Source organism: Pseudomonas sp. YQ_5, assembly GCF_043103305.1.
GTDB classification, from domain to species: domain Bacteria; phylum Pseudomonadota; class Gammaproteobacteria; order Pseudomonadales; family Pseudomonadaceae; genus Aquipseudomonas; species Aquipseudomonas putida_Y.
Genome location: NZ_JBICJS010000027.1, coordinates 122,392 through 135,943, shown reverse-complemented (window position 1 = coordinate 135,943; position 13,552 = coordinate 122,392). Strand labels below are relative to the sequence as shown.

The window sequence follows — 13,552 nt, the reverse complement described above, 5'->3', positions numbered from 1 at the left end:
TTGCAGGAACTTGCAGTGCCAAATGAAAAATATTTTTATTTCTGTCCGGCCTCTTCGCGGGCAAGCCCGCTCCTACAACGACTGCGCCCGCCTGAATATCGTGCGACCTGTGCAGGAACGGGCTTGCCCGCTAAGAGGACGGTACAAGCTCATCAATGCACCACGGCCAACCACGGCAGGTAGGTCACCTTCAGGCCATATCGCTGCTCCAACGTCCGCAACAGGGCCTCAGGTTCATCCAGGTCGAACACCCCGCTCACCTCCATCGCAGCCAGCTTGCTGTCGGACAACACAATGCGCCCATGCCGGTATCGCTCAAGCTCCATCAGCACCTGCCCCAGCGGCTTGCCGTTGAAGATCAGCTTGCCCCGCTGCCAGGCCATCTGCGTGACGGCATCGGCCGCCACCGCCAGTTCATGTTCACCCAACTTGGCTTCACCGCGAGCCAACACGACGTGGCCATCGCGCTGCACGCTGAAGGTGGCAGCATTGCCCTGCACACGCGCACCGGCCGTTTCGACCACAAACGGACGTGAATCATCAGCGGTCTCGAACAGTGCCTCACCCGCATCGAGCACCACACGCCGCTCATGTTCGCTGAACGCCACGCTCAAGGCGCTGGCGCTGTTCAGCGTCACCCGTGTGCCATCTGCCAGGGTAATGATCTGCCGTTCGCCCACGGCGGTGTGGTAATCAGCCAGCAGCATCGGGGCTTGCTGCCAACCCGCCACGGCGGCGACCAGCAACACCACCGATGCTGCCACACCCGCCTGCTTCAGCCGGCCGCGGCAATGGCGCAGAGCCTGGCCGATGTACTTTGCCACCATGCTCTCGGAAACCCCCAGGCGTTGAGCGACCTGCTTCTGGGTCAGGCCCTCGACACGGTTGAGCAACAGCGCCTGGCGGGCATTGTCGGGCAACTGCAACAGCGCCTGGTCAAGAATCTGCAAGCGCTCGCGGGCCAGCAACGCCGCCTCGGGTGCCGGTGCCGGGCAGGCCACCTCACAGGCTCCGTCGCTGTCGTCGTGGCTGGCAGCGATGCGTTGCTCACGGCGTAAGGCGTCAATTGCCAGGTTGCCGGCCACGCGGAAGATGAAACTGCGCGCGTGCAACACCGGCACTGCCTGCTCGTCGATGTTCACCAGCTTCAGGTAGGTTTCCTGCGCCACGTCGGCCGCGCGCTGGCGGTCGCTCATGCGCCGCGTCAGAAACTGCAGCAGGTCGTCGTAGTGCTCCTGGAAACTTGCCAGCAGGCCCGACATGGGTGAAGTCAGCATGATTGGGGAACAGCCAGTAAGAGAGGTTATCGGGCGTTAATGAGAAACAGTATCTTTCATATCAACCGATACTTTCAACGTCGACGCGCATTTGCCACACTGCCAGCTCCACTCCGGCAAGGTCACAGCCCATGACTGCCCGTCTGTACCGCTATACCCGTCTGTTCCTGGTCCTGCTGCTGGCCTGTGGCCTGGCAGCCTGTGCGCTGTTCCAGCCACGTGACCCGGTGAACATCAGCGTGATCGGCATTGAACCACTGCCCGGGCAAGAGCTGGAACTGCGCATGGCGGTGAAAATGCGGGTGCAGAACCCCAATGAGGCACCGATCGATTACAACGGCATCGCCTTGAACCTGGAAGTGAACGGCCAGCCGCTGGCCGCCGGGGTCAGCGACCAGCAGGGGCACATTGGCCGTTACGACGAAGCAGTGATCGTGGTGCCGGTCAGCATCACGGCGTTTTCCTTCCTGCGCCAGGCCTATGGGCTAGGCAAACTGGACTCGCTGCAGGGGCTGCCCTACAAGCTGCGCGGCAAACTGGCCGGCGGGCCGCTGGGGACCGTGCGTTTTACCGATGAAGGCAAGCTGGACCTGCCCAACGGCACCTACTGGTAAGCGCCCGGCGGGTGTGCTCAGCGGTTGGCGCTGGCTGCGGCCATCAGCTTGTTGACTTCGCTGCGCACCATGCTGGCGTATTCAGGCGGGGTCATGCCGTCCAGTTCAGCGCGCACCCACTCGGCCCATTTGCCCTTGCGCCGTGGCTTTTCAGCAATCAGCCGGGCGGCTTCGCCCTTGGCTTTGCCCAGGTTGTTCTGCCACATCTCGAACAGCCGGGCCTTCTCTGCCTCGATCTGCGCCCGTTCCTCGAAGCTCATGTTGGCCAGATTGAAACTCATGAAGTTACCTGCAGGTTTGAAAATGGCCGCTATCTTACACCCAGACAACCCATCATCGGAAAGCCGCCGCAACTTTACCGACGTGGTGGCATCCATTGTTCACACCCCCATTGACGAGGACGAGTTCATGGCCCGGAAAAACGCCACGCTGGCAGACAGCGATCAGATCAAGGACCAGGTATTCAGCGAACTGCAATCGCTGATAGAAGAATCGGAAAAACTGCTGAACGACAGTGCCGCCCTGGTCGGCGAAGAAGCAGAGACACTGCGCGCCCAGGTAAGCCTGAAGCTGCGCCAGGCACGCCAGGCGGCCAACAACGTGCGCAGCAAGGCACAACCGGTGGTGGACGCCACTCAGGACTACATCGGCGGCCATCCCTGGCAGACCGTCGCCATTTCCGCCGGCCTCGGGCTGGTGGTGGGCCTGCTACTGGGCCGGCGCAATTAAAGCCTGCGCCGCCTGGTGCACATCAGGCGGCCAAAGCCTGCGGGATGCCGCTGTGGAAGCGCAGCTCCTGGTCTGGTGACTGGATCAGCTCCATTTCCGCAGCGCGTACCAGCTCGACACGGCGGGCGATGTCCGCCTCATCTCCGTAGTTGTGCGCCAGTTTCAGGTAGCCCTGGTAGTGGCGCGCTTCGCTTTTCAGCAGCCCGTGGTAGAAGCGGCTCAGCTCCTCATCCAGATGCGGCACCAGCGCGGCAAAACGTTCGCAACTGCGCGCCTCGATGAACGCCCCCACCACCAGCGTATCCACCAGCTTGACCGGCTCGTGGGCGCGCACCAGCCGGCGCAACCCCGACGCATAACGCCCCGCCGACACCGGGCGCAACGGCACACCGCGACGCTTCATGAGGCGTAACACCTGTTCGTGATGCACCAGCTCCTCGCGGGCCAGGCGCGACATCATGTTGATCAGATCAAGGTGAGTGTTGTACTTGGCTATCAGGCTCAGGGCCGTGCTGGCGGCCTTGAACTCGCAGTTCTTGTGGTCGATCAGCAGGGTTTCCTGGTCGGCGAGCGCCGCTTCGATCCAGGCGTCTGGCGTCGGGCAGCCAAGAAAGGCGTCGATTTCGGGGATCAGGGACATAAGCGTGCAACCACACAGAACAGGCAGGGCCGGCGATTATACCGGCGGCGGCTGGCGATGCCAGTGACTATGCTTGATGTACATCAAGCGCTGGCGGGGGAAGCGCCGACTATAGTCAGGCATTGGTCGCCATCATCGAAGGGAGTTAACGCCCATGCAAGCCGTCCGCAGCATCCTCGTCGTCCTCGACCCCGCGCACGCCCACAGCCGCGCGCTTACGCGGGCCAAGCTGATCGCTGGCATCACTGGCGCACGCCTGCATTTGCTGATGTGCGACAAACGGCATGATCACAGCGCGCTGCTGAGCCTGCTGAGCAGCCAGTTGCATGATGACGGCTACGACAATGTCACCCATGAAGAGGGCTGGCGCGACAACCTGCACGACACGATCATCTATGTACAGCAGGCCGAAGGCTGTGAACTGGTGATCAAGGACCACCGTCCGGACAACCCGCTGAAAAAGGCCCTGCTCACCCCCAGCGACTGGAAGCTGCTGCGCCAATGCCCGTGTGCCGTGCTGATGGTCAAGAGCGAGCGGTCGTGGACCGGGGGCAAGATCCTGGCGGCGGTGGACGTGGGCAACCAGGACGAAGACCACCGCCGCCTGCATGCCAGCATCATCGACCACGGCTTCGAGATTGCCAAACTGGCCAAGGGAGAACTGCATGTCATCAGTGCCCACCCGTCGCCGATGCTGTCAGCGGCGGACCCGGCGTTCCAGCTGAGCGATACGATCGAAAAGCGCTACCGTGAAGCGTGCAAGGCGTTCCAGGCCGAATACGGCATCAGCGATGAGTGCCTGCACGTGGCCGAAGGGCCGGCGGATGTGTTGATTCCACATACCGAACAGAAGCTCGATGCAGTGGTGACAGTGATAGGCACGGTGTGCCGCACAGGGATTTCCGGGGCGTTGATCGGTAATACCTCGGAAGTGGTGCTGGATGCGCTGGAGGGCGATGTGCTGGTGCTCAAGAGCGGGGAAGCCATCGCCCACCTGGCGGAGCTGGCCCGCGGCTAAGTATGCAACATGCAGGCCCCTTGTAGGAACGGGTTCACCCGCGAATGCGTCATTGATTTCAACGCCGCATTCGCAGGCAAACCCGCCCCCAAGGTTCCGTTGCCGCCCGGGAATCTATACCAACGCCTCCCGCACTTTTGGGTCAAGCCCCTCCCCCGCGTGGGCCTCGTTCCACTCTGCCAACTGCCGGAGCATCGCCGGCGTCCAGAAGCTCTTCATATGCTGCCGCACCCCTTGCACCGCCAGCGCCCGGTCTGGCTCGCTGTCGAAGTAATGGGCAATCTGGTTGGCCATCTTGACCAGGTTTTCGCTGCTCATCGGCGAACCTCGGCTTTCTCCGCAGTACGGCGCTCTTTCAGCAGGCGCTGCTGTTCATCACTGAAGTCCTGATAGCGCTTTTGCCATTGCGATGGCTGGAACACTTTCACCACTTCCACTGCCGTCACCTTGTACTCGGGGCAGTTGGTGGCCCAGTCGGAGTTGTCGGTGGTGATCACGTTGGCCCCCGACTCCGGGAAGTGGAAGGTGGTGTACACCACGCCCGGCGCCACGCGCGCACTGACCTTGGCACGCAGCACAGTCTGCCCGGCGCGGCTGCCGATCCCGACCCAGTCACCGTCTTGGATGCCACGGCTTTCAGCATCGGTCGGGTGGATCTCCAGGCGGTCGGCGTCATGCCAGGCGACGTTGCCGGTACGCCGGGTCTGGGCACCAACGTTGTACTGGCTAAGAATGCGCCCGGTGGTCAGCAGCAACGGGTAGCGGTTGTTGACCTTTTCGTCGGTGGGAACGTAGCCGGTGAGCATGAAACGGCCCTTGCCACGCACGAACTGGTCGATGTGCATGGTCGGCGTGCCGTCTGGCGCGGCGTCGTTGCACGGCCACTGCAGGCTGCCGTGGCGGTCGATTTCAGCGTAGCTGACACGACGGAAGGTCGGCGTCAGGCGGGCGATCTCGTCCATGATCTCGGAAGGATGGCGGTAGTTCATCGGGTAGCCCAAGGCGTTGGCCAGGGCCACGGTAGCTTCCCAGTCGGCCTTGCCGGCCAGAGGGTCCATGACCTTGCGCACCCGCGAAATACGCCGCTCGGCGTTGGTGAAGGTGCCGTCCTTTTCCAGGAACGAACTGCCCGGCAGGAACACATGGGCGAACTTGGCAGTTTCGTTGAGGAAGATGTCCTGCACCACCACGCACTCCATGGCCAGCAAGGCCGCCGTGACGTGCTGGGTGTTGGGGTCGCTCTGGGCGATGTCCTCACCCTGGCAGTACAGCGCCTTGAAGCTGCCATCCAGCGCCGCTTCGAACATGTTGGGAATGCGCAGACCCGGGTCGGGCTGCAAGGTCACGCCCCAGGCCTGTTCGAACTCGGCACGCACGCCCTCGTTGGAGACATGCCGGTAGCCGGGCAGCTCGTGGGGGAACGAGCCCATGTCGCACGAGCCCTGCACGTTGTTCTGCCCGCGCAGCGGGTTCACCCCTACCCCTTCACGGCCGATGTTGCCAGTGGCCATGGCCAGGTTGGCGATGCCCATCACTGCGGTACTACCTTGGCTGTGCTCGGTCACGCCCAGGCCGTAGTAGATGGCCGCGTTGCCGCCGGTGGCATACAGCCGTGCCGCAGCGCGGATCTGCTCAGCGGGCACGCCACAAACAGGGCCGAGCACCTCGGGGGCGTTGTCTGGCAGGCTGACGAAGTCGCGCCAACGGGCGAAGTCTTCGGTTTCGCAGCGGGCATCGATGAAGCTTTGGGCCAGCAGGCCCTCGGTAACGATCACGTGGGCCAGGGCGTTGAGCATGGCCACGTTGGTGCCCGGGCGCAGTTGCAGGTGCAGGTCGGCGCGGGCGTGCGGCGAGTCGACCAGGTCGATGCGCCGTGGGTCGATCACGATCAGCCGCGCCCCCTGACGCAGGCGGCGCTTGAGTTGCGAGCCGAACACCGGGTGGGCGTCGGTGGGGTTGGCGCCGATCACCAGCACAACGTCGGCCTGCATCACCGAGTCGAAGCTTTGTGTGCCAGCCGACTCACCCAGGGTCTGCTTCAGGCCATAACCGGTGGGCGAATGACACACCCGTGCGCAGGTGTCGACGTTGTTGTTGCCAAACGCCGTGCGCACCAGTTTCTGCACCAGGTAGGCTTCTTCGTTGGTACAACGGCTGGAGGTGATGCCGCCGATGGAGTCGCGCCCGTACTTGAGCTGAATGCGGCGGAACTCGCTGGCGGCGTAGGTCACGGCCTCGTCCCAGCTGACTTCCTGCCACGGGTCTTCCAGGCGTTTGCGGATCATCGGTTTGGTGATGCGGTCCGGGTGGGTGGCGTAGCCCCAGGCAAAGCGGCCCTTGACGCAGGCGTGGCCGTGGTTGGCGCCACCGTTCTTGTCCGGGACCATGCGCACCAGCTGGTCACCCTTGATTTCGGCGCGGAACGAGCAGCCAACGCCGCAGTAGGCGCAGGTGGTAATGACCGAACGCTCAGGCTGGCCAAGCTGCACCAGGCTTTTTTCCGTCAGGGTCGCGGTTGGGCAGGCCTGCACGCAGGCACCGCACGACACGCATTCGGATGCAAGGAAGTTTTCACCACCCGCTGCCGCCACCCGCGATTCGAAACCACGCCCGGTGATGGTCAGGGCAAACGTACCCTGGATGTCTTCGCAGGCGCGCACACAGCGGCTGCAGACGATGCACTTGCTTGGCTCGTAGTCGAAATACGGGTTGGAAACGTCTTTTTTCTCGTCCAGGTGGTTGGCGCCGTCATAGCCGTAGCGCACCTCACGCAGGCCCACCTGGCCGGCCACGGTCTGCAGCTCGCAGTTGCCGTTGGCCGAACAGGTCAGGCAGTCCAGCGGGTGGTCGGAAATGTACAGCTCCATCACGTTGCGACGCAGGCCGGCCAGGCGCGGGGTTTCGGTGCGCACCACCATGCCTTCACTGACTGGCGTGGTGCAGGATGCCGGGTAGCCGCGCATGCCTTCGATTTCCACCATGCACATGCGGCAGGAGCCGAAGGCTTCGAGGCTGTCGGTGGCGCACAGCTTGGGGATACTGGTGCCCAGCATGGCGGCGGCGCGCATGACCGAGGTGCCAGCAGGCACGCTGATGGCACGGCCGTCGATGCTCAGGCTGACCTGCACTTCGCTTTCGCGGGCCGGGGTGCCGAGGTCGCTGCTTTTATCAGAAGCGGGGTCGAAGAAATTGATCACTGTGCGGCCTCCGTGGTGGTCAGCCCAAAATCGGCGGGGAAGTACTTGAGCGCGCTGGCCACCGGATAGGCAGTCATACCGCCCATGGCGCACAGCGAGCCGTACTGCAGGGTGTCGCACAGGTCGCGCAGCAACAGCGCCTGGTCGTGACGCTCGGTGATGTCGGTGCTGGCGATCAGCCGGTCGACCACTTCCATGCCCCGGGTGGAACCGATACGGCACGGGGTGCACTTGCCGCAGGACTCTTCGGCACAGAACTGCAGGGCGAAACGCGCCATGCTGGCCATGTTCAGCGTATCGTCGGCCACCACGACACCGCCGTGGCCGAGCATCGCGCCCACGGCGGCAAACGCTTCATAGTCCAATGGGGTATCGAAATGGCTGGGAGGTACCCAGGCACCAAGCGGGCCACCGACCTGCGCGGCCTTCAGCGGCCGACCACTGGCTGTGCCACCGCCATAGCCTTCCACCAGCTCGCGCAGGGTCAGGCCGAACGCGCGCTCTACCAGACCACCCTGGCGGATGTTGCCGGCCAGCTGGAACGGCATGGTGCCCAGCGAGCGGCCCATGCCGAAATCGCGATAGAACGCTGCACCCTTGGCCAGAATGATGGGCACCGACGCCAGGGTAAGCACGTTGTGCACCAACGTCGGCAGGCCGAACAGCCCTTGCAGCGCAGGCAGCGGTGGCTTGGCGCGGACGATGCCACGCTTGCCCTCGATGGATTCGAGCAGCGCGGTTTCTTCGCCGCAAATATAGGCGCCGGCGCCCACCCGCACTTCCAGGTCGAACGCCTGGCCGCTGCCGGCGACGTCAGCCCCCAGGTAGCCAGCTTCACGCGCGATGGCGAAGGCCTGGTCGAGTACCCGGATGGCGTCGGGATACTCCGAGCGCACATAGATGTAGCCCTTGTCGGCACCCACGGCGAGGCCGGCAATGATCATGCCCTCGATCAGCAGGAAGGGGTCGCCCTCCATCAGCATGCGATCAGCGAACGTGCCCGAGTCACCCTCGTCGGCGTTGCACACCACGTACTTCTGCCCGGCACCAGCGTCACGCACGGTGCGCCACTTGATGCCGGCCGGGAACGCCGCACCACCACGGCCACGCAGCCCGGAATCGAGCACTGCTGCAACCACTTCGGCACCGTCCAGCGCCACGGCGGCCTCGAGGCCCGCGAAACCGCCATTGGCACGATAGTCGTCCAGCGACAATGGCCGGGTAATGCCAGCGCGAGCGAACAGCAGGCGTTGCTGGGTCTTGAGATAGGGTATTTCTTCGACCGGCCCCAGTGCCAACGAGTGGCCACCGGGTTCGCCCGCCAGGGCATCAAGCAATGACGGCGCATCGTGTGGCGTAACCGGACCGAAACCCAGGCGCCCTTGCGCACTGTCGCACTCGATCAGCGGCTCAAGCCAGTAAAGCCCGCGCGAGCTGGTGCGCTGGATGTCCAGCGGCAACTGGCGGCGCTCGGCCTCGCGCAGCAGGGCCTCGGCAACCTGGTCGGCACCCACGGCGCGGGCAACCGAATCACAGGGAATATACAGCTTCAGCATGCTGAGTCCTCCTGGCAACCGTTGACCAAGTCCCGCAGGCGCTCAGGGGTGAGGCGCGCGTGCACCTGGCCGTCCAGCTCCAGCGCGGGCGAGCAGGCACAGGCACCCAGGCAGTACACCGGGCGCAGGCTAATGGCCCCGTCGGCGCTGGTACCATGGTCGTCCAGTGCCAACTGTTCACGCAATTGCGCGGCCAGGGCTTCGGCGCCACGGCTCTGGCACGACTCGGCAAGGCACAGGCGCAGGGTGTGGCGAGCGGGCGGCGCGGTGCGGAAGTCGTGATAGAAACTGATAACCCCACGCACTTCAGCCAGGCTGAGGTTGAGTGCATGGGCGATCTCGGGGACCGAAGCATCAGGGATGTAACCAATCTCGTGCTGTACGGCATGCAGGATCGGCAACAGGGCACCTGGGGTGTCCTTGTCGCGGTCCAGAATACGCTGGATCACAGGCAGGTGGAGCAATTCATCAGGCATACAGCGGACCTCGGCATCACGGACCCTGCCTGAGTTTTTGAAAGGGCAGGTTTCCGGCGTGTTCTGCTGCGGCGCACCGTCCACGTCACAGTTGCGTGGGACTGGCGGCCTCCTCGCCCACGGCCGCACGTCTGCGCGCACTGATCCTTGGGCATCCTGCTAGCATGGCACTTGTAGCGCCGAAGGGTTGCATACGAGCGACCAGGCGCATTCTGAAACCGACGCACGTGTTTGCGCCCCGGCATCATCTGCCGCGGCTTGCCGATCAGGTGGGTCTTGAAACCATCGTTGCATGCACCAGGCCCTCGAAACCGGACCTGGCCCATTGCCGGGCCAGCCAGACGGCAGCCCCGGCAATGGGCTGCCATCCAGCATGGCCAGGGGGCAAAGCGCGACTGAATTCAGTCGGTAGACTGCACCGCCTCGGTGTCGGCCGCGGGGGCCGGAGCCTGGGCCTGGGCCTGGGCCTTTGACTTCGCACGATTGCGTCGGTCCTGGCTGCGTTGCCGCGCAGCTTGCTGCTTGGCATGCAGCGCCTGAGCGGCGGTCACGGTACCTGCAGCCTGACCGTTGAGGTCAAGGCGCGGTGCATTCTCCACCATGCTCGCCCAGTATCGAGCGCCACGGCACCAGGTCGAAATGCCCAGTTTGAGCTGTTCGCGGGTCAGCCCAAGCAGCTCCAGGTGTTGCTCGGCATCCTTGAAAATGCCCTCCTTCAGCGGCACCTTGGGGGCCGGGTTGACCGGGAAAGCCAAGGGAAAATGCTTCTGCAGTGGCCAGATCGCTGCCACCGCCGGGTCCATCTCGCGCGGCTTCGCCTGCGGGGGCGACTTGCGCTTGGGCGGTTTCGCGCTATCGGCCTTTACCTGCCCTTTTTCCGCCCGCAGGCGGTCTCGTAGCTCAGCTAGTTGTTCAAAACCCATTGTTCATTCACTGCTTCGAAGTTGATTGCGTGGTGCAAGGATACCCCATGCAGCCAGCACATTGCTTGCAGGCCAACTTTCCCGGCTAGCCGAGGCACAACGCACATGCCTGTACGACGGCCTTCAGCTGAACACCCAAAGCACGCGTGTGGGCTTGTCGGTCAGGTTGGCGTAACGAAAACGGGCGTGAGGTTGCAGCTGAAAACTGTCATTGGCGTGCAGCGTGACCGGCTCAGCATCGCCCAACCACACGGTCAGTTCGCCTTCGAGCACGAAGCAGCCCTGCTCCGAGCTGTCGTCCAGGTACTCCTCGCCACTGCTGGCCCCCGGCTGCAAATGGCTATCGAGCATGGAGAACGCGCCCGTTATCGAGGGCGATGCCAGCACATCGGTGATGCCACCCGCCAGGTGCAGCGTGCGACGCTCGTGCGGGCGGGTGACCCAGTCGAGCTCGCGGGGTTTGTCCAGCTTGTAGAAGTAGGCTGTCGAAACACCGAGCTCTTCGCTGATGGCTGTGAGATCGGCCACGGTCGGGCGTGATACGCCGCGTTCGACCTGGGACAGAAAGCCCACCGAACGGCCGATGCGCTGTGCAAGCTCGCCCAGTGTCAGGCCCTTGAACTTGCGCAGGTCGCGAATCAGTACTGCCAGGCCTTCGATTTCTTCGTGCACTTTCATGGTTGAATCGCGACTTTCAGACGGGAAATGGATGCCCGGAAAAGTACAGGATTCATTTCACAAAGCAAAATGCTTTGCGGGAGGTGCCGGAGGTGAGATGTACGATTGAGGCACCGATCGAGCACCGCGCGGACGGCGCTCGATCTCACAGGTGCTGAGAACAGCTAACCAAGCGTTCTGCCCTTACCGAACAGCCTCATAGGTCAGGTCCAGGCACTTGCGGGCTTTCTCCACCAGCTCGTCGATCTCTTCGACACTGATCACCAGCGGTGGCGCGATGATCATGGTGTCGCCCACCGCGCGCATGATCAGGCCGTTGTCGAAGCAGTGCTGGCGACAGATCATGCCGACACCTTTGCCTTCATGACGGGCCCGGGTGGCCTTGTCTTTCACCAACTCGATCGCCCCGAGCATACCCAGGCCGCGCACTTCGCCTACCAGCGGGTGGTCGGCCAGTTCGCGCAGGCGTTGCTGCAGATAAGGCGCGGTTTTATCGTGCACCTGCTGGATGATCTGCTCGTCGCGCAGGATCCGCAGGTTCTCCAGGCCCACCGCTGCCGCCACCGGGTGGCCGGAATAGGTAAAACCGTGGTTGAAGTCGCCGCCTTCGCTGATGATCTTGGCCACCTCGTCACGCACGATCACCCCACCCATGGGGATGTAGCCGGAGGTCAGGCCCTTGGCGATGGTCATCAGGTCAGGCTTGAGGTCGTAGTAATCGGTGCCGAACCACTCACCGGTACGGCCGAACCCGCAGATCACTTCGTCGGCGACGAAGAGGATGTCGTACCTGGCCAGGATTTCCTTGATCTTCGGCCAATACGTCTGCGGCGGAATGATCACGCCACCGGCGCCCTGGATCGGCTCGGCAATGAAGGCAGCAACGTTGTCCACGCCAACTTCGAGAATCTTCTTCTCAAGTTGCTCGGCCGCCCACACGCCGAAGTCGGCCTCGGTCATGTCGCCGCCTTCGCCGAACCAGTATGGCTGCGGGATGTGCACGACATCCGGGATCACCCCGCCCTGCTGGTGCATGCCACTCATGCCGCCCAAGGCCGCGCCCGCCACGGTAGAGCCGTGGTAGCCGTTGATACGGCCAATGATAACCTTCTTGTTGTTCTGGCCCTTCAGTGCCCAGTAATGGCGGACCATGCGCAGCACGGTGTCGTTGCCTTCGGAGCCGGAGCCGGTGAAGAACACGTGGTTCATGCCTTGCGGGGCCACCTCGGCGATGGCCTTGGCCAGCTCCAGCGCGGGCGGGTGCGCGGTCTGGAAGAACAGGTTGTAGTAAGGCAACTGCTTCATCTGCTGGCTGGCGACCTCGGCCAGCTCATCGCGGCCATACCCGACTGCCACGCACCACAGGCCGGCCATGCCATCGAGAATCTTGTTGCCCTCGCTGTCCCACAGGTACACGCCCTTGGCCGAGGTGATGATGCGCGGGCCTTTCTCGGCCAGTTGCCTGACATCACTGAACGGGGCCAGGTGATGGTCGCGGCTCATGGTTTGCCAGGCAAGGGTCTGCGAATTCTGTTCACTCATTGACTTCACTCCATCAAGTTTCGCAGCCATGCTGCGAGGGTACTTTTTACAGGTGGGAAAGGTCGCTGCTCAGGCAGACAGCAACAGCCTCTGACGCAGGACCGAGCGATGCCGGCAGGCCTTGCCAAAGGACTGGAAGATGGCCAGGTAATGTGGGTTATCCATGACCTGGAACTCGGGGTGCCATTGCACGGCCAGGGCAAAACCCTTGCTGTTTTCGACCGAAACCGCTTCCACCAGGCCATCGGGCGCCAGCGCTTCCACCCTCAGCCCGGGGGCCAATACGTCGATGCCTTGGCCGTGGATGGAATTGACGTCGAATATCGCCGGCAGGCCCATGCGATCGAGCATGCCGCCAGGCTCTACATGCAGGGTGTGGCGCGGCCCATATTGCTTGTCGAGGGGCTCATCCTTGCCTTCGCGGTGGTCCATGAACATGCCGGTCTCGTGGACCTTCTGGTGCAGGGTGCCACCCAGCGCCACGTTCATTTCCTGGAAGCCACGGCAAATGCCGAGTATCGGTACGCCGGCGGCGATGGCCGCGCGCATCAGCGGCAACGTGCTGGCATCGCGCAGAGGGTCGTGATGGGTGCCCGCAGCACTGGCCGGGCCGTTGTAGTGGTACGGTTCGATGTTGGACGGCGAACCGGTGAAGATCAGCCCATCCACCACATCGAGAATATCGGCGCTGTCCATCAGCTCACCGAGGCTGGGAATGACGATGGGCAGCCCACACGCTGCCTTGGCTGCCGCGCGCGCGTATTTTTCGCTGATGGTCTGGGTTGCATGCAGCCCAATCATGCTGGTGCATGCGGTAATGCCAATCACGGGCACACGTGGCATATCTTCCTCCGGCAAATCCATATTGCGCGTTGTATTGAAACGGTAGAAAGGGAGCGTGC

14 protein-coding genes are annotated in these 13,552 nt (G+C 63.3%); 3 read left to right on the top strand and 11 right to left on the bottom strand.

Going from position 1 to position 13,552, the window contains the following annotated elements; translation table 11 throughout:
* Positions 1-152: 152 nt before the first annotated feature.
* Positions 153-1,277, bottom strand: coding sequence for a sigma-70 family RNA polymerase sigma factor (locus tag ACF8EA_RS05050; RefSeq protein ID WP_392521215.1), 1,125 nt, complete (start codon positions 1,275-1,277; stop codon positions 153-155).
* A gap of 131 nt (positions 1,278-1,408) precedes the next feature.
* On the opposite strand from ACF8EA_RS05050, the gene ACF8EA_RS05045 reads away from it, so the two are divergent.
* Positions 1,409-1,891: an LEA type 2 family protein gene (locus ACF8EA_RS05045; protein WP_392521214.1), complete on the top strand. Its 483-nt coding sequence runs from the start codon at positions 1,409-1,411 to the stop codon at positions 1,889-1,891.
* A 17-nt stretch (positions 1,892-1,908) separates the two neighbouring features.
* On the opposite strand, the gene ACF8EA_RS05040 is transcribed toward ACF8EA_RS05045, so the two are convergent.
* Positions 1,909-2,172 carry a hypothetical protein gene (locus ACF8EA_RS05040; RefSeq protein WP_003248880.1) on the bottom strand — a complete coding sequence of 88 codons (264 nt, stop codon included), beginning with the start codon at positions 2,170-2,172 and terminating at the stop codon, positions 1,909-1,911.
* Positions 2,173-2,194: 22 nt separating this feature from the next.
* Between ACF8EA_RS05040 and ACF8EA_RS05035 the strand changes: the two genes are divergently transcribed.
* Entirely contained in the window at positions 2,195-2,620 is a 426-nt protein-coding gene (locus ACF8EA_RS05035) for a YqjD family protein (RefSeq protein ID WP_392521213.1), read from the top strand.
* 22 nt (positions 2,621-2,642) lie between these two features.
* Here the strand turns inward: ACF8EA_RS05035 and ACF8EA_RS05030 are convergent, their stop codons facing one another.
* On the bottom strand, positions 2,643-3,260 hold the full coding sequence (locus ACF8EA_RS05030; protein ID WP_021785374.1) for a tRNA-(ms[2]io[6]A)-hydroxylase: 618 nt from the start codon (positions 3,258-3,260) through the stop codon (positions 2,643-2,645).
* Positions 3,261-3,414: 154 nt separating this feature from the next.
* On the opposite strand from ACF8EA_RS05030, the gene ACF8EA_RS05025 reads away from it, so the two are divergent.
* Positions 3,415-4,278, top strand: a complete 864-nt coding sequence (locus ACF8EA_RS05025) for a universal stress protein (RefSeq protein ID WP_392521212.1) — start codon at positions 3,415-3,417, stop codon at positions 4,276-4,278.
* Positions 4,279-4,392: 114 nt separating this feature from the next.
* On the opposite strand, the gene ACF8EA_RS05020 is transcribed toward ACF8EA_RS05025, so the two are convergent.
* The 8 genes from ACF8EA_RS05020 to ACF8EA_RS04985 form a co-directional block, all read right to left on the bottom strand.
* Positions 4,393-4,596 carry a formate dehydrogenase subunit delta gene (locus tag ACF8EA_RS05020; protein ID WP_021785376.1) on the bottom strand — a complete coding sequence of 68 codons (204 nt, stop codon included), beginning with the start codon at positions 4,594-4,596 and terminating at the stop codon, positions 4,393-4,395.
* Positions 4,593-7,475, bottom strand: coding sequence for a formate dehydrogenase subunit alpha (gene fdhF / locus ACF8EA_RS05015; protein ID WP_392521211.1), 2,883 nt, complete (start codon positions 7,473-7,475; stop codon positions 4,593-4,595). Before fdhF ends, ACF8EA_RS05020 begins: the two co-directional genes overlap by 4 nt.
* Positions 7,472-9,031 carry a formate dehydrogenase beta subunit gene (locus ACF8EA_RS05010; RefSeq protein WP_392521210.1) on the bottom strand — a complete coding sequence of 520 codons (1,560 nt, stop codon included), beginning with the start codon at positions 9,029-9,031 and terminating at the stop codon, positions 7,472-7,474. The genes fdhF and ACF8EA_RS05010 overlap by 4 nt, the downstream gene beginning before the upstream one ends.
* Positions 9,025-9,507: a formate dehydrogenase subunit gamma gene (locus ACF8EA_RS05005; protein ID WP_028697582.1), complete on the bottom strand. Its 483-nt coding sequence runs from the start codon at positions 9,505-9,507 to the stop codon at positions 9,025-9,027. Before ACF8EA_RS05005 ends, ACF8EA_RS05010 begins: the two co-directional genes overlap by 7 nt.
* A gap of 401 nt (positions 9,508-9,908) precedes the next feature.
* On the bottom strand, positions 9,909-10,430 hold the full coding sequence (locus ACF8EA_RS05000; RefSeq protein ID WP_028697581.1) for a ProQ/FinO family protein: 522 nt from the start codon (positions 10,428-10,430) through the stop codon (positions 9,909-9,911).
* A gap of 123 nt (positions 10,431-10,553) precedes the next feature.
* Positions 10,554-11,108 (bottom strand): helix-turn-helix domain-containing protein, encoded by a 555-nt coding sequence (locus tag ACF8EA_RS04995; RefSeq protein ID WP_010953167.1) that lies wholly within the window; start codon positions 11,106-11,108, stop codon positions 10,554-10,556.
* Positions 11,109-11,291: 183 nt separating this feature from the next.
* Positions 11,292-12,650 carry an aspartate aminotransferase family protein gene (locus ACF8EA_RS04990; protein WP_319298352.1) on the bottom strand — a complete coding sequence of 453 codons (1,359 nt, stop codon included), beginning with the start codon at positions 12,648-12,650 and terminating at the stop codon, positions 11,292-11,294.
* Between the two features lie 69 nt (positions 12,651-12,719).
* Entirely contained in the window at positions 12,720-13,493 is a 774-nt protein-coding gene (locus ACF8EA_RS04985; RefSeq protein ID WP_392521209.1) for a gamma-glutamyl-gamma-aminobutyrate hydrolase family protein, read from the bottom strand.
* Positions 13,494-13,552: the final 59 nt, after the last annotated feature.

Excerpts from the sequence above, each read along its gene's own strand:
- ACF8EA_RS05000 (WP_028697581.1), bottom strand. The coding sequence starts at position 10,430 with ATGGGTTTTGAACAACTAGCTGAGCTACGAGACCGCCTGCGGGCGGAA.
- ACF8EA_RS05010 (WP_392521210.1), bottom strand. The coding sequence starts at position 9,031 with ATGCTGAAGCTGTATATTCCCTGTGATTCGGTTGCCCGCGCCGTGGGT.
- ACF8EA_RS05005 (WP_028697582.1), bottom strand. The coding sequence starts at position 9,507 with ATGCCTGATGAATTGCTCCACCTGCCTGTGATCCAGCGTATTCTGGAC.
- ACF8EA_RS05020 (WP_021785376.1), bottom strand. The coding sequence starts at position 4,596 with ATGAGCAGCGAAAACCTGGTCAAGATGGCCAACCAGATTGCCCATTAC.
- ACF8EA_RS04995 (WP_010953167.1), bottom strand. The coding sequence starts at position 11,108 with ATGAAAGTGCACGAAGAAATCGAAGGCCTGGCAGTACTGATTCGCGAC.
- ACF8EA_RS05050 (WP_392521215.1), bottom strand. The coding sequence starts at position 1,277 with ATGCTGACTTCACCCATGTCGGGCCTGCTGGCAAGTTTCCAGGAGCAC.
- ACF8EA_RS05040 (WP_003248880.1), bottom strand. The coding sequence starts at position 2,172 with ATGAGTTTCAATCTGGCCAACATGAGCTTCGAGGAACGGGCGCAGATC.
- ACF8EA_RS05030 (WP_021785374.1), bottom strand. The coding sequence starts at position 3,260 with ATGTCCCTGATCCCCGAAATCGACGCCTTTCTTGGCTGCCCGACGCCA.
- ACF8EA_RS05035 (WP_392521213.1), top strand. The coding sequence starts at position 2,195 with ATGGCCGCTATCTTACACCCAGACAACCCATCATCGGAAAGCCGCCGC.
- ACF8EA_RS05045 (WP_392521214.1), top strand. The coding sequence starts at position 1,409 with ATGACTGCCCGTCTGTACCGCTATACCCGTCTGTTCCTGGTCCTGCTG.
- ACF8EA_RS04990 (WP_319298352.1), bottom strand. The coding sequence starts at position 12,650 with ATGAGTGAACAGAATTCGCAGACCCTTGCCTGGCAAACCATGAGCCGC.
- ACF8EA_RS05025 (WP_392521212.1), top strand. The coding sequence starts at position 3,415 with ATGCAAGCCGTCCGCAGCATCCTCGTCGTCCTCGACCCCGCGCACGCC.
- ACF8EA_RS04985 (WP_392521209.1), bottom strand. The coding sequence starts at position 13,493 with ATGCCACGTGTGCCCGTGATTGGCATTACCGCATGCACCAGCATGATT.